Origin of the sequence: Legionella drancourtii LLAP12 (genome assembly GCF_000162755.2) — a bacterium.
GTDB lineage: Bacteria > Pseudomonadota > Gammaproteobacteria > Legionellales > Legionellaceae > Legionella > Legionella drancourtii.
The window spans coordinates 53,853-68,535 of record NZ_JH413814.1 but is presented as its reverse complement, the minus strand read 5'-3'; the positions used below and the strand labels follow the sequence as shown (position 1 = coordinate 68,535).

Genomic DNA, 14,683 nt, shown 5'->3' with positions numbered 1-14,683 from the left:
TGCCGCCGTTAACACTTATGAATAGTATTTAATAACACTTGGATAATACGAATTTTATTCGCATTGATGTCAACAGACTTTAATATTTAAAGTATCATATTGCAATTTACCTTTGTGAACGAATTCTTTCATACGATGGAGCGTTTCTTCGGCAAGTTCTGCATTCTGTTTGACCTTTATCATAGCTTCGATGATCGGTGTTATTTCTTGAGCCCCGTTTTCTATTCTCCGAAGACATCCACAAATATATGCATTGATAACTGTTAGTGGTTGATTTAGTTCATGTGCTAGAGTGGAAGTTATTTCTCCCATAGAGTTAATGCAGGCAATTTGCGCTAATTTCATTTGATCTACTTCTAAAGCTAATTTAATGCGTTCTTCTTTATAGCGCAAATCGATTTCAATATCTTTAAGATCGATAATCTCAAGTTGCAGTTTGTATATATACTGTTGAAGAGTATCATGCACTTTAATATTTTCATAAAGTAGCGCTAATTCAGCGGCCATAATTTCAGCGATATACCTATCTTCTTCGTTAAACTCAGATTCATTGTGCTTACCAATAAAATAAATTACTCCATGTGTTTGGGTTGATGAGCGAATTGGTACTCCTAAAAAGGAGCTATTTGAAAAGGTGTTCATTTGATTATTATCGTTTAGTAGAGATGAGCTTAATTTAGAATAATGCAAAATGTTTTGGCCGTAGTATAACGGGCGTAATATGGCATCATTTAGCAAACAGGTATTGCTATGGTGCGAATCTATTTGTTCGTTTTTTATGGTTGTTGTGTGAAATTTTCCTGATAAGTGTTCGCTATCCTCAATAATCCCTACGGTCATGCTTTTAGCCTGCATGAGTCTACATGTTGTATGGCTAAATAGCTTAAGCATTTGTAACGGATCGCGTTCGTTAAGCAGATTAAAACCTAACCGTATCAACGTTAAAATTTTTAAGTTGCTTTGTTGTAATTTGTGTATTTGATCCATCATTAGCCTTTAAGTCATACTAAAGCTTTCTCTTTGCTTTAAAACGCATGGGTTTCTATAGCTATAGAGCGAGGCGAAACTAGATAAAAAGATTTTATCCTATAAAAGGACAAATAGTCGTCTCATACAGGAATAAGCCATAAACTCAAGCCACAAATTTTATAAGTAAATCCATTTTTCTGGCAGGAGCACCTACCGTCTAGGACTCCTATCATTTAGATCTTTTATCACTTATTCGATAATTATATAGCACTCTTCCAGCACCGTAAAATGTAATATTATAATTACAGCAACCGTTACTTATTAGGAGTCGGTTCGTGATTTTTGACGCCTTATCAAGGCACTCATTAATTTTTCTACATTAGTAACATGTGGATTTTCTTGTAATAAAAGCGCCTGCGTTCGTTCTTCACAATAGCCCTTAACTTCTTTATCTGGAAAAATGTAAAATTTCTTTTGTTCCACTTCTTGCACGATGTATTCGGCTATATCCATGGCTGGACGCGAGTGAGATAGTAAGGATTGCAATGCATCATGAAAGGATGAATTTCCTTCGGTATTATTGGCGAGTAATCCCGTATCGGTAAATGAAGGAAAGACAACGGAAACGTCAACCGGTTTATTTAATCGTGTTAAATCAAAATATAAGGACTCTGATAAGGCGAGTACGGCATGTTTGGACATGGAGTAGGGCGCCGTTTGTGAGCTTGCGCATAATGCATATAAACTTGCCATGTTGATAATATGCGATTGAATATTTTGTTTAAATAAAAAAGGGGTAAAGGCTTGAATGATGTGCAGCATGCCATGCAAATTTACATTCATTACTTGTTGTACGTATTCGGGATTTAAATCCCAAACTGGCGCTAATTGGCCAATAATACCGGCATTATTATAGAGCCAATCGACACGGCCTAATTCATTTTGTGTTTGTTGTGCCAGTTGTGTTACTTCATGTTTATTCGTTACATCACAGGAAATGGCGATAATTTTTTCTGGAAATTCTGTTTTTAATCGTTCCGCCTCGTGAAGAAGCTTGTTGCTGTCTTTATCAACCATGACTACTGTGATGCCTCGTCGTAAATGAACTTGGCTTAAAGCCAAGCCTATACCATTTGCCGCACCGGTGATTACAGCTACTTTCATCTATGTTTATCCTTGAGTTAAATGCTTATTGTATCTTCATATCTGTATGTGATGGAACCTGATTTTGCTATACTTTATGTGAGGGTGCAAATATGGGAGATTATTTTGAACAATGACAGTGAAATACCTGAGCCTAATGAGTTTCCAGATGTTCCTGATGAGTACCCAGAAAATCCAGAGCCACTAGAGCCTAATGATCCTGCTATTCCAGAACCTGAACCAATAGAAACACCGGAACCTGATTTAGATTAATGGGTACGGTTCATTAGAATGTGTAGGTTGGGTCAAATGTCTCATGGCGGTTAAGCTAAGCCGAAAACTTCCTTACTCCTGCAACGGGAGACAGGAGTGATCTTGTTTATCCTTGATCCGTTCAGGCTGAGGAAGCGCTTTAGCGCAGTCGCGAAGTTTTGCTGGTTTTGACACAAGCTTCGAGATGGCACTTAACCCAAACAGTTTGGGGGGTATTAAAAAGCCGTTTTTCCCTTAGCTTGATGGCTAATGGGGTAAACGACTAATCTACGGGTTTGTGTAAACGAATAGCATTCAAAAAAGTAATGCACCATTTAGCGAGTCCAATAATTAATCATGACTTTTGATCAGATTGTCTAAAACATTACCTATGTCGTTTGCACGCATCAAACTTTCGCCAATAAGAAAGGTGTTAATGCCATGGGATTGCATTAATACCACATCGGCATACGTATTAATCCCGCTTTCAGCAATTACCAGACGATCATTGGGAATAGATTCTTTTAATTCAATGCTAAGCTGAATGTCTGTCTTGAAGGTATGTAGGCTGCGGTTGTTAATTCCAATTAAAGGCGTAGGTAAGTGTAAGGCGCGTTCTAATTCTTCTCGGGTATGGCTTTCTACCAGAACTGCCATCTGGAGTTCCTGTGCTAACTGACAGTAATCTGCTAATTGTGCATCGTCTAATAGGGCGACAATTAATAAAATGCAATCGGCGCCTAAAGATAAGCTTTCATGAATTTGGTAGGGGTCAAGAATAAAATCTTTACGTAGTACGGGTAAATGGGAGTGTGTTTTAGCCTGTGCTACATAATCAGGGTGACCTTGAAAAAATTTAATATCCGTTAGTACTGACAAACAACGTGCACCATGTTGAGCATAGATTGCTGCGATTTGTGCCACATCAAAATCTTCTCTGATTAATCCTTTGCTAGGGGAGGCACGCTTAATTTCTGCAATAATGGCCGGAGTTGTATTGGCACGTAACGCTGTAATAAAGTCGCGTCGTTCCAAATGTGGTTGTGGCAATGAGTTTAACGGGTTTGTTTTCTTCGCTAAGGCTACTTCTTCTAATTTATGTTGGGCGATGCGTTGTAATACACTATTCATGATGTGACCCTGGGTAAATTTTGGGTTAATTGACGGAGCTGGTTAAAACATTCGCTTGTTTTGCCGCTGTCTATAGCTGTTTTAGCTTGTTCTAAGGCTTGGGTGAATGAGATATTTTCATGGGTACAATAAATTGCCGCTGCCGAATTAAGAAGTACCATATCACGCGCAGCACTTGGTTTTCCCGAAAATACGGATTGAATCATTGCTAAACTTTGGCTCGGCGAGTCAACAATAATTTCGTCTAAAGAATGATGATGCATGTTGTAATCTGCTGGGTTAATTATCCATTCAGTAAATTGACCTTGTTGATATTCAATTACGTGTGTTGGTGCGGCAATACTGATTTCATCCAAGCCATCCTGAGAACTAACGACTAAAGTGTGTTCACTGCCTAAATTAGCAAGTACCGAGGCCAACGGTTTCTGCCAAGTCGTTGAGAAGACACCGACGACTTGTTTTTTTACTCGAGCAGGATTAATTAGCGGGCCAAGCAAATTAAATAAGGTTCTAATGCCGAGTTGTTGGCGTGCTGTACGTACATGTCGCATGGCTGGATGATAGCTGGGTGCAAACAAAAACGCTAAATTACATTTTTGTAGGCAGATCTGCATGTGATGATCTGACAAATTAAGCACAAAGCCAGCCTGCTCTAATAAATCGGCACTGCCACTGCAGCTGGAGACGGAGCGATTACCATGTTTCGCCACCGAAATTCCTGCAGCGGCAACTACAAAGCTGCATGCAGTGGAGACATTAAAGGTATTTTTACCATCACCTCCAGTACCTACGATATCAATTAAATTAGTTCCCAAATCGATAGAATGCGCCAATTGTTGCATCACTTGCGCGGCGGCGGTTAATTCATTGGCTGTTTCGCCTTTCATCCGCATTAATGCTAAAAAAGTGGCAATTTGCAGGTCATTATATTGGCCTGACATGCATGCATGAATTACTTGTTGCATTTGCTCTGAATTCAAATCGCGTTTGGCAAGTAGATGTTCAAATAGAAGATTGGGTTTCATAGCGTAAGAAATTCTCTAATAATTGGTGACCGTATTGACTCAAAATAGCTTCTGGATGGAATTGTAGACCAAAAACCGGATATTGACGATGCGAAATTGCCATAATTGTATCATCTACCCAGGCATCAATAGAAAAACAGTCAGGTAAGCTGGATTGGTCAACGGCAAGGGAATGGTAGCGCGCCGCTTGAAATGGATTTGGAATATTTTGAAATAAGCCTTGCTGGTTATGTTGGAGCACTGATGTTTTTCCATGCATGATTTCTGGTGCGGAAATAATCTGGCCGCCAAATACTTGAGCGAGGCATTGATGCCCAAGACAAATGCCTAATATAGGAATGGTTTGATAAAACGCACGGATTGCCGCCATGGAAATACCGGCATCATCTGGTGCTTTAGGTCCTGGTGAAATGACCAGATACGCAGGGGCTAGTTTTTTAATTTGCGCTAAACTGATTTGATCATGGGTATAGACAACTACTTCTTGTTGTAAGCATTGAAAATATTGTACCAGGTTATAGGTAAATGAATCATAATTGTCAATGATGAGCAGCATAGTTCCATAACTTACAAAGTAAAATCGTCACCCAAGTAAACAGCCCTCACTTGTTGGTTCGCAAGGATTACATCCGGCGTACCTTCGCACAAGATTTTTCCCTGGCTCACAATATATGCACGTTCACAAATATCCAATGTTTCACGAACATTATGGTCAGTAATTAAAACGCCAATGCCTTTATTGCATAAATGCTGAATAATTTTTTTGATGTCAATAACCGAGATGGGATCTACCCCCTGCAAAAGGTTCGTCCAAAAGAATGAATGAGGGTTCAATAGCCAAGGCCCGGGCAATTTCAACACGCCGCCGCTCGCCTCCAGATAATGCCATCCCCAAGCTATTACTGATGTGCGTAATATGAAATTCCTGCAGTAATAAATCCAACTTTTCCTGGCGTGCCTGTTCATTTAAATCAGGACGTAATTCCAAAATAGCCATGATATTTTCAGCAACAGTCAGTTTACGAAAGACAGAGGCTTCTTGGGGGAGATAACTGATGCCTAAACGTGCACGTTGATGCATGGCATTGAGCGTTATGTCTTGCCCATCCAAAAAAATTTGTCCTTTGTCGCATGATTGCAGGCCGACGATCATGTAAAAACAAGTCGTTTTACCTGCTCCATTAGGTCCTAATAAACCAACGCATTCGCCTTTATTAATATGAATACTAACACCATTCACTACGGTTCGTGATTTAAATGATTTTTTTAGGTTTCGTGCTTCTAATAAACTCATGTTGGTTTCTTTTCAGGGTGATAAATAATAGTTATTCTTTGTTTCCTATCTCCTTGAGACAGGACATGCTGTTTTATGGTGTCATAAGTTATTTTAGCGGCGCTAAATGAGTTATCACCTTGTTCTACACGAGCATTGCCAATCAATTCAATCAAATGGCGTAGGGGATAATAACGGATGGTATCTGCATAGGCATGAAAAGGAGGCTTCTTGGGATCGGTAATGGCCCAATAATGTGCTTGTTTTTCTTTGTTGCCATTGGCTATAGCTAAGACGAGCTGGTTCTTATCATCCCCTTGCGTAATTGCTTTGGCCGCGCGTAAATTGGTGGTACCTTGGATTAGTTCAACATTGCCCACATAAGTTCCTTTATGATCTTGTTGACTTAAATCAGCGGAGTCAGCCATGACATGCATCACTTGTTCTTTATCTGTAGGCAGGGCATACGCTGCACCGGTTAGCATAATGAGTATAAGATACAGCATGTGCTTAACCATTTTTGGGAACATAACTTCCTCTCGCTTGATGGAGCAATTCCACTCTTTTTTCATCCAAATAAGCATTCATACCCTCTGATTGGATGATATTGCCTGGTTGCTCGTAGGTTACCAGAAGATCAGTGCTTGCCTTTTTTTCATTAGGAAAATAAATGACCTCTTCTGTTTTTAACGTACTTTCTTGCGTTTTATTTCCTGGTTTTTGATGCACAATAACATTTCCGCTAAAGGTAATGCGCTTACCCCCTTCAACAGATTTGCCATTATTGGAACGTATATCCCATGGCGGTTGCTCTTCTTGGCTTACTAGAATGTGTGGTTTTTGGAAGAGGTACACGTCGCCGTTTTGAATATGTTGCATTATGGGGGTAGTTAATAGATTCACCAACATACCATCCGTATTAAATTGGCGTACTTTTAAATGAGAAACGGTCATTTCTACTGAATTGGCTAAGGTTTCACGATCCAATCGCGTGATCAGCGATGAGTGACTGTAATACCATCCTGAACAGGCCAGGGTGATTAACGTGAAAAAAAGCCAGATAACCTGCTTTGCTGCATTCATTGTTTTAAGTAACCTGTGATTGCCAAGTCCATTTTATTCTGTGCGCTGAGAATAAGGTCGCATAATTCGCGTACTGCCCCACGACCACCTGGAAGTTCTGTTTGCCAATCGGCAATTTCTTTAATCTGGCGTACGGCATTAGCCACTGCAACACCAAAGCCTACTTGTTGTATGAGCGGTGCATCAGGAAGGTCATCACCAATGTAAGCAAATTGCTCATCTTCAAGGTTTAGTGTTTTTTTCAATTGCCGGTACATTGCTTGTTTGTCTAATTGGTCTTTATAGTAATGCTTGATGCCTAATTGTTGCATGCGGTGATCAACCACGGCGTTACGTGATCCGGTAATGACGGCTACTTCAATTCCTGCTGCCATGAGTAATTTTAATCCGACGCCATCATGAATATGAAAGGTTTTTAGCTCATTAAAATGGTTATCAATGTATAAGAGGCCGTCAGTTAGTACACCATCCATGTCGCAGATGAGGCATTGTATTTTTTTTGCCAACTCTAATATTTTATTCATTTAAAATACGCCTGCTTTTAACAAATCATGAAGATGAAGCACGGCAATAGGGTGGTTTTTATCATCCGCTACAATCAAAGAGGTGATGCTGTGTTTTTGCATGATGGCCACGGCTTCAGCGGCCAGCATTCCTTTGTGGATAGTCCGTGCGCTACGCGTCATAACCTCTTTAAGTTGTGTTGTATTAATATCACATTGCCGTGTTAAGGTACGACGAATATCCCCGTCTGTATATACGCCCACAAGATAACCTTTTTGATCCACGACACAGGTCATTCCAAGTTTTTTATTGGTTACTTCAATCAGTGCTTCGCTAACTGTGGCATTTTCGCTAATCAACGGCAGATCGTTGCCTTGATGACATAATTCATCAACGCGCAGTAAGAGGCGTTTTCCTAAAGCGCCACCTGGATGCGATAAAGCAAAATCTTCTTCGCTAAATCCTCTTGCCTGCAATAAGGCTATCGCTAAGGCATCTCCCATTACCAATGAAACCGTTGTACTGGTTGTTGGTGCCAGGCCAAGTGGACATGCTTCTTGTTTAATGCTGACGTCCAAATTAATGTCCGCAGCGCGCGCGAGGATTGATTCAGTATTACCGGTTAGGGTAATGAGTGGCACTTCCAAACGCTTTAATAAAGGGAGTAGGGTAACTAATTCAGTAGTGTTGCCCGAATTTGAAATCGCAATAACTGTATCCTGACGAGTTATCATACCTAAATCACCATGACTGGCCTCACCTGGATGCATGAAAAATGAGGGACTGCCCGTGCTGGATAGCGTCGCCGCTATTTTGTTAGCAATATGTCCTGATTTGCCCATGCCCGTTACGACAATACGCCCTTGGCATGCAAGTAATAATTCACAGGCCTTTTCAAACCGAGAATCAATGCGTTGAGTTAATTCAAAGACCGCTTGTGCTTCGGTTTCGATAACGGCAAGTCCAAGTGTACAAAAATTCATAGGTTATTTTCTGTGTATTTTTTGTTTAGTTTTCATTCTAACACAATGACTCGTCGTTGCAAAAGGGGAGTCAATTTGTGCTTTATTATTGATCACTTATGGCAAAAACATACAGCTCAAGCTTTTGAAATTGAATTTTTTAGATTAAATAGAGTTAAAAGCCTCATTTTTTTTTAGGAACCAGTATATACTTCTACTTTTGGCCATCATTGGAATTTGAACGTATGCCTGAAAATTGGGTTGAAATAAATAATCTAATCTTTACTCGCGAGAGTCGCCGCATTTTCAATGACATTGATATGGTCGTAAAGCAGGGTAAAATTACTGCCATTATGGGGCCTAGTGGCTCTGGAAAAACAACATTGTTGCAATTGATTGGTGCCCAGTTAACCCCGGATAGTGGTGTTATTCAGGTTAATGATCAGAATATACATCAATTACCTCGAAAAGCTTTGTATGAAGCACGGCGTGATATGGGATTGCTGTTTCAAAGTTCGGCTTTGTTTACGCACCTTTCAGTATTCGAAAATGTTGCGTTCCCCCTCCGTGAACATACGCAATTAAATGAGTCTATGATTCGCGACATTGTTTTGATGAAGCTTGAAGCTGTAGGATTGCGTGGCGCTGCTGGGTTAATGCCAGCACAACTTTCAGGCGGTATGGCACGACGCGTTGCTTTAGCGCGCACCATCGCATTAGATCCTGAATTAATGATGTACGACGAACCATTCACCGGACAAGATCCTATTTCTCTAGGTGTCTTAGTGCGTTTGATTAAACGCCTAAATCAGTTATTGCATACGACAACAATTATTGTGTCTCATGATGTCGAGGAAACGTGCTCTATTGCCGATTACATTTATCTGATTTCTGGTGGAAAAATCATCGGGCAGGGGACTCCTGAAGAATTAACACAGTCATTAGAACCTCAGGTCAGACAATTTATGCATGGGGAAGCGGATGGTGTTGTTCCTTTTCATTATCCAGCCAGACCTTACACAGAGGAGCTATTAGATGCTTGAGTTCATCACGCGGTTAGGGAATCGCGGTACTCGTGTTTTACATGACTTAGGCACTTCCGGGCTATTTTTATTTTTTATGCTGTTTAGAAGACCCAATATTTCAAGATTATGGCCTTTATTATGTCATCAGATTTATTTTGTTGGTGTATTATCTTGCTTAATCATCGTGGTTTCTGCTTTATTTATAGGTATGGTTGTGGGTCTGCAAGGTTATAATACATTGCAAAAGTTTGGTGCTTCGAGTCAACTGGGACAGTTATTGGCTTTAAGTATTTCCAGAGAATTAGGACCGGTAATCAGTGCCTTATTATTTGCTGGCCGGGCAGGATCTGCGCTTACGGCGGAAATTGGTCTGATGAAAACGACAGAGCAATTATCCAGTATGGATATGATGGGTGTTGACCCTTTAGGCCGTGTTATTTATCCGCGTTTTATGGCTGGCTTTATTACATTGCCGGTGTTGTCCTTAATTTTTTCAGCAGTAGCTATTTTGGGTGGTTATTTCATTGGTGTGCATTGGTTAGGAGTTGATGCAGGTAGCTTTTGGTCCAACATGCAAGCAGCAGTAAATTTTCGTATCGATGTACTGAGTGGTATCATCAAGAGTTTAGTTTTTGCTTTTGTTGTGACCTGGATAGCAGTATTCCAGGGTTTTGAGTGCGTGCCTACCGCAGAAGGTATTAGTCAAGCGACGACCAAAACAGTAGTTTATTCTTCGCTTGCTGTGTTAGGACTTGATTTTTTGTTGACTGCAATGATGATTGGAGATTGGTAAATGAGTAAGCAACGTTATGTGGATGTAAGTGTTGGCCTATTTATGTTGCTTGGTTTATTGGCCTTACTGGTCATGGCAATGAAGGTCAGTAATATTTCTGATTTAATGTCTGCTAAGAGTTATAATGTGACTGCAGATTTCACCGATATTGGTGGTTTAAAAGTGCGAGCACCAGTGACTGTGGCTGGGGTTAAAATTGGTGAGGTAACACACATTGAATTACAACCTGGTGAGCTTAATGCTAAGGTAACCATGCGCTTACAAAGCGATAAAAAAATACCTTATGAAGATTCTTCGGCACGAATTTTAACTCAAGGTTTGCTTGGTTCTAATTATATTAGTATTGTTCCTGGTTTTGATGATGAAGAGAATAAAGCGCATCCCTATTTGCAAAATGGCGATGTGATTGCAAAAACGCAAGAAGCAATTATTCTTGAAAATTTAATCGGTCAATTATTATTTAATATTAAAAAATAAGGTGAGACATGAGAATACTAAAAACAATTTTATTAGTTGTCGGTGTGATTTTATCTCCAGCGATGATGGCTCAAGGCTCCCCTGTTCCTATGTTAGAACAAACTGCAAATGACATCATTTCGACGCTGAAAGAAAATAAATCCAGTTTAAAAAGTGATCCCAATATTATTTATGGTGCGGTAGAAAAACATTTATTGCCGATTGTTGATGTCGCCGGTATGTCACGTTCTGTTTTAGGAAGACAAGCCTGGAATAAGGCTTCAGCAGCACAAAGAACGCAATTTTCTCAAGCCTTTACTCGTTTGGTTATTCGTACTTATTCTAGTCCTTTAGCACAATACTCTGATGAAACAGTGCAATTTTTACCAGTAAGAGGAGCGTTGAATTCCCGTTTTATGCGTGTGAATAGCTTGATTGTACGCTCACAAGGTCAAAATATTCCATTAACGTATAGTCTGGTAGATAAAAATGGTCAATGGCGAATTTATGATATTAGTGTTGAAGGTGTGAGTTTATTACAAAGCTTTCGATCGCAATTTGCCCAAGCATTGCAAAACTCCAGTATTGATGAGTTGATTAAACAAATGCAGCAAAAACAAATTAAAAAGGCTTCTTAAGGTGAAGACTATTCATTTTAAGCCAGGAGCTGAGCTTACTTTCAGATCAGCAGTTGATGTGCGAGCGCAGCTCTATAAAGCCTTAATGGATAACACAAATGATCATTTTAGCCTTGATTTAAGCGACGTGACTCATTGTGATAGTGCAGGGATGGCATTGCTGATAGAAGCCAGAAAGTTGTGTAAAAAAAATAATAAGACTTTTGAGATTATCGGTATGTCCTCAGAGACCCGGTCTTTGGCGGATTTTTGTGGTGTGAAAAATATCTTGGAAGCAGTGTAGGGCCTAGTATTTTATAATTCCCCAAGTTGTTATTTTGTCACTATTTGCGGTAGGTTGGTGAAGGATCGTTCAGCCTTATGGCGCAATCTACATAATTAGTAGAAAATTGTATTTATTTGAATTTGTGAGCTAATTTTAATGTTAAGTAATGAAGATGTTGAACAAAAACTTAGATCCATTGACGAGGTGTTTTTCGTTAAAGTGGACGGGGACGGTTATCAATACCAGGTGACCGTAGTTAGTGATGTGTTTATAGATAAATCTAAAGTAGCTCGGCAGCAGTGGGTTTACGCACAACTTAAAGAGTTTATTACCACTGGCATGCTTCATGCAATTAGCATGAAGACGTGGACAAAAGAAGAATGGGGGAGAGAACATGGATAAATTATTAATTAACGGCGGTAAGGCATTAAATGGTGAGGTGGTTATTTCAGGTGCAAAAAACGCAGCTTTACCGATTATGGCAGCTAGTTTACTTGCCAGTGACCATGTGACGATATCCAACGTTCCCCATCTTAAAGACATTACCACGATGATGGAGTTATTAGGTCAGTTAGGCGCTCATTTGATTGTTGATGAAAAAATGAATGTTCAGGTTGATGCCTGCCAAGTGAACGAGTTTGTTGCACCTTACGATTTGGTTAAAACAATGCGGGCCTCTATTTTAGTATTGGGACCTATGTTAGCGCGCTTTGGTAAAGCGGATGTATCATTGCCAGGTGGTTGTGCTATTGGTACACGTCCGGTTGATTTACATTTAAAAGCTTTAAAGGCAATGGGCGCTGATATTACTGTTAAAAATGGCTACATCAATGCGCGTTGCAAACGTGGTCGTTTGCAAGGTAAGCGAATCATGTTTGATACAGTTACTGTTACCGGTACAGAGAACATTTTAATGGCTGCCGTTCTGGCTGAAGGTACAACGGTTATCAAAAATGCAGCACGTGAACCTGAAGTAGTGGATTTGGCTAATTTCTTAATTCAAATGGGTGCCAAAATTTCTGGCGCAGGAACTTCAATTATCGAAATTGAAGGAGTTGAGGCATTATCTGGTGGTGCTTACTCAGTAATGTCTGACCGTATTGAAGCAGGTACTTATCTGGCTGCTGGTGCTCTGACTCGTGGTCATGTCACGGTTAAACGAGTACGTCCTGACACCTTATTATCGCAACTGTGTAAATTTGAAGAAGCGGGCGCTGAATTAACCATTGGTGAAGACTGGGTTAGTCTTAATATGCACAATAAGCGCCCACAAGGAGTTAATATTTCTACTGCTCCCTATCCGGCATTTGCCACTGACATGCAAGCTCAGTTTATGGCAATGAATTCGGTAGCTGATGGTTCTTCAACAATTGTGGAAACAATTTTTGAAAATCGTTTTATGCACGTACAAGAATTACAACGTATGGGCGCACAAATTCAATTGAATGGGAATACAGCCATCATCAATGGTGTTGAAAAATTAACGGGTGCCCCCGTTATGGCAACTGATTTACGTGCTTCAGCAAGTTTGATTTTAGCAGGCTTAGTTGCTGATGGTGAAACAACCGTTGAGCGTATTTACCATGTTGACCGTGGATATGAGCGTATCGAAGAGAAACTTTCTTTATTAGGTGCTGATATTAAGCGAGTTACTGACAGGTGATTACGCACAAAGAACTGACTTCATACCTGCATCAATTATTGAGTTGCGATCGTTATAATGATTATGCGCCCAATGGTATGCAGGTTGAGGGCAAGGATGACATCCAGCGTATTTGCACGGCAGTGACTGCTTCTGAAGAGGCAATTAGGCAGGCGATTGCTTGGCAGGCCGATGCGTTATTGGTGCACCATGGCTATTTTTGGCGTGGTGAAGCTCCCGTAATTACCGGCATGAAACGTCAACGCCTTAATAAGTTACTGCGTCATGATATTAATCTCTTTGCTTATCATTTACCGCTAGATTGCCATCCTGAATTGGGAAACAATGCCTGTTTGGCTAAATTATTTGAAGTAGATGCGCTCCAAATGCATCGTGCAGGCAGTACGGATAATTTACTTTGGTCTGGCCATTTACCAAAAATCATGACTCATGCAGAGTTGGGTGCGTTTTTGAACAAAAAGTTGGAGCGTGCACCCTTAGCCATTGCCGGTAATGATAAGACAATCAGTCGTATTGCCTGGTGCAGTGGTGGGGCTCAAGATTTTATTGAAGAGGCTCATCGCTTGGGGGTGGATGCTTATGTAAGTGGTGAAATATCTGAGCGTACGTACTACCAGGCTAAAGAGCTTGGTATTCATTATTACTCATGTGGACATCATGCTACTGAGCGTTATGGTATCCAGGCTTTGGGTGAGTATCTTGCTTCTTATTTTAAATTAGAACATTTGTTTGTTGATAGTGATAACCCTGTTTAAATTCCACCTTCCCATTCAATTGGTTTAAGTCGCATTAAATGCCGTGAATGGCCTTATTTAACCGCTCTGTGCTCTTGTACCTGTCTGCCTCATAAGCTAACATGGGCTTATAATCGCTAAAGGATTGTTTTAATGATCAATTTTCGATACTTAATGGTTTGTGTTGTTTTACTTTGTTCTTTTTCAGTCCATTCAACTTCTACTGATAAGCAAAATAAGGCGTTCCGAAATTTTTGGCATCCAACGTATAATGGCGGGCGCCTGGATTATTGTACTGTTGATGGCAAAGAATGCGGTAAAGCGGTTGCTAACCGTTATTGTCAAATGCTCGGTTATGATCATGCCAGCCAACATGTTATTGCGTACAACATTGGTTTAACACATTATATCTCTAGCCACGCCCGCTGTAAGGGATGGCGCTGTAATGGTTTTATGACCATCGGTTGTTCTACTAATTTGGTGCATACTCCGCCTAAGCCCTACCATTATCGTAAGAAGCGATTTGTTGATCCGCGTTTTAATCATTATCGTGTAGATTGGTGTTATAACAAAAACAGTGGTTGTGGTTTACGCGCCGCTAATTCATTTTGTAGTCGCATGGGTTTTATACAAGCTAAGCATTTTGTTAAAGAAACACAAGTAAGTGCAACTCAGAGCATTGGCAGCCAAGAGTTATGTTTTGGTAATCAATGTAATGCATTTAAAATAATAGTTTGTTATCGCTAAGCCATATTATTTTGATAAGT

At 40.2% G+C, this 14,683-nt stretch carries 19 protein-coding genes and 1 pseudogene; 10 read left to right on the top strand and 10 right to left on the bottom strand.

Annotation, left to right across the window (positions count from 1 at the left end; all coding sequences use genetic code 11):
* Positions 1–69: 69 nt before the first annotated feature.
* Both LDG_RS06795 and LDG_RS06790 read right to left on the bottom strand, forming a co-directional pair.
* Positions 70–990 carry a GAF domain-containing protein gene (locus LDG_RS06795; protein WP_148263529.1) on the bottom strand — a complete coding sequence of 307 codons (921 nt, stop codon included), beginning with the start codon at positions 988–990 and terminating at the stop codon, positions 70–72.
* A 300-nt stretch (positions 991–1,290) separates the two neighbouring features.
* Complete coding sequence (locus LDG_RS06790; RefSeq protein ID WP_006870488.1) at positions 1,291–2,133, bottom strand: SDR family NAD(P)-dependent oxidoreductase; 843 nt, start codon at positions 2,131–2,133, stop codon at positions 1,291–1,293.
* A 105-nt stretch (positions 2,134–2,238) separates the two neighbouring features.
* On the opposite strand from LDG_RS06790, the gene LDG_RS19830 reads away from it, so the two are divergent.
* Positions 2,239–2,385, top strand: coding sequence for a hypothetical protein (locus tag LDG_RS19830; protein WP_006870487.1), 147 nt, complete (start codon positions 2,239–2,241; stop codon positions 2,383–2,385).
* Positions 2,386–2,715: 330 nt separating this feature from the next.
* Here LDG_RS19830 and trpC read toward each other — a convergent pair whose 3' ends face one another.
* The 8 genes and pseudogenes from trpC to LDG_RS06745 form a co-directional block, all read right to left on the bottom strand.
* Complete coding sequence (trpC, locus tag LDG_RS06780; protein WP_006870486.1) at positions 2,716–3,495, bottom strand: indole-3-glycerol phosphate synthase TrpC; 780 nt, start codon at positions 3,493–3,495, stop codon at positions 2,716–2,718.
* Positions 3,492–4,520 (bottom strand): anthranilate phosphoribosyltransferase, encoded by a 1,029-nt coding sequence (gene trpD / locus LDG_RS06775; RefSeq protein ID WP_006870485.1) that lies wholly within the window; start codon positions 4,518–4,520, stop codon positions 3,492–3,494. The genes trpC and trpD overlap by 4 nt, the downstream gene beginning before the upstream one ends.
* The gene (locus LDG_RS06770; RefSeq protein WP_006870484.1) at positions 4,498–5,076 is read right to left on the bottom strand and encodes an aminodeoxychorismate/anthranilate synthase component II; all 579 of its coding nucleotides are present in this window, start codon (positions 5,074–5,076) and stop codon (positions 4,498–4,500) included. The genes trpD and LDG_RS06770 overlap by 23 nt, the downstream gene beginning before the upstream one ends.
* Positions 5,077–5,087: 11 nt before the next feature.
* A pseudogene (gene lptB / locus LDG_RS06765) lies at positions 5,088–5,814 on the bottom strand (LPS export ABC transporter ATP-binding protein).
* Positions 5,811–6,299, bottom strand: coding sequence for a lipopolysaccharide transport periplasmic protein LptA (lptA, locus tag LDG_RS06760; RefSeq protein WP_407635267.1), 489 nt, complete (start codon positions 6,297–6,299; stop codon positions 5,811–5,813). Before lptA ends, lptB begins: the two are co-directional and overlap by 4 nt.
* 4 nt (positions 6,300–6,303) lie before the next feature.
* The gene (gene lptC / locus LDG_RS06755; RefSeq protein ID WP_006870480.1) at positions 6,304–6,876 is read right to left on the bottom strand and encodes an LPS export ABC transporter periplasmic protein LptC; all 573 of its coding nucleotides are present in this window, start codon (positions 6,874–6,876) and stop codon (positions 6,304–6,306) included.
* Positions 6,873–7,400, bottom strand: coding sequence for a KdsC family phosphatase (locus LDG_RS06750; RefSeq protein ID WP_006870479.1), 528 nt, complete (start codon positions 7,398–7,400; stop codon positions 6,873–6,875). The genes lptC and LDG_RS06750 overlap by 4 nt, the downstream gene beginning before the upstream one ends.
* Entirely contained in the window at positions 7,401–8,363 is a 963-nt protein-coding gene (locus LDG_RS06745) for a KpsF/GutQ family sugar-phosphate isomerase (protein WP_006870478.1), read from the bottom strand.
* 224 nt (positions 8,364–8,587) lie between these two features.
* Here LDG_RS06745 and LDG_RS06740 point away from each other — a divergent pair, with 224 nt between their 5' ends.
* The 9 genes from LDG_RS06740 (at position 8,588) to LDG_RS06700 (ending at position 14,663) form a co-directional block, all read left to right on the top strand.
* On the top strand, positions 8,588–9,385 hold the full coding sequence (locus LDG_RS06740; RefSeq protein WP_006870476.1) for an ATP-binding cassette domain-containing protein: 798 nt from the start codon (positions 8,588–8,590) through the stop codon (positions 9,383–9,385).
* Positions 9,378–10,160: a lipid asymmetry maintenance ABC transporter permease subunit MlaE gene (mlaE, locus tag LDG_RS06735; RefSeq protein ID WP_006870475.1), complete on the top strand. Its 783-nt coding sequence runs from the start codon at positions 9,378–9,380 to the stop codon at positions 10,158–10,160. Before LDG_RS06740 ends, mlaE begins: the two co-directional genes overlap by 8 nt.
* Entirely contained in the window at positions 10,161–10,637 is a 477-nt protein-coding gene (mlaD, locus tag LDG_RS06730; protein ID WP_006870474.1) for an outer membrane lipid asymmetry maintenance protein MlaD, read from the top strand.
* 8 nt (positions 10,638–10,645) lie between these two features.
* Positions 10,646–11,254 (top strand): MlaC/ttg2D family ABC transporter substrate-binding protein, encoded by a 609-nt coding sequence (locus LDG_RS06725; protein ID WP_006870473.1) that lies wholly within the window; start codon positions 10,646–10,648, stop codon positions 11,252–11,254.
* 1 nt (position 11,255) lies between these two features.
* Entirely contained in the window at positions 11,256–11,537 is a 282-nt protein-coding gene (locus tag LDG_RS06720) for an STAS domain-containing protein (protein ID WP_006870472.1), read from the top strand.
* A 138-nt stretch (positions 11,538–11,675) separates the two neighbouring features.
* On the top strand, positions 11,676–11,921 hold the full coding sequence (locus LDG_RS06715; RefSeq protein ID WP_006870471.1) for a BolA family protein: 246 nt from the start codon (positions 11,676–11,678) through the stop codon (positions 11,919–11,921).
* Positions 11,914–13,182, top strand: a complete 1,269-nt coding sequence (gene murA / locus LDG_RS06710; protein WP_006870470.1) for a UDP-N-acetylglucosamine 1-carboxyvinyltransferase — start codon at positions 11,914–11,916, stop codon at positions 13,180–13,182. The genes LDG_RS06715 and murA overlap by 8 nt, the downstream gene beginning before the upstream one ends.
* Positions 13,179–13,937 carry a Nif3-like dinuclear metal center hexameric protein gene (locus LDG_RS06705; protein ID WP_006870469.1) on the top strand — a complete coding sequence of 253 codons (759 nt, stop codon included), beginning with the start codon at positions 13,179–13,181 and terminating at the stop codon, positions 13,935–13,937. The genes murA and LDG_RS06705 overlap by 4 nt, the downstream gene beginning before the upstream one ends.
* Positions 13,938–14,069: 132 nt before the next feature.
* Positions 14,070–14,663, top strand: coding sequence for a hypothetical protein (locus tag LDG_RS06700; protein WP_006870468.1), 594 nt, complete (start codon positions 14,070–14,072; stop codon positions 14,661–14,663).
* Positions 14,664–14,683 lie beyond the last annotated feature (20 nt).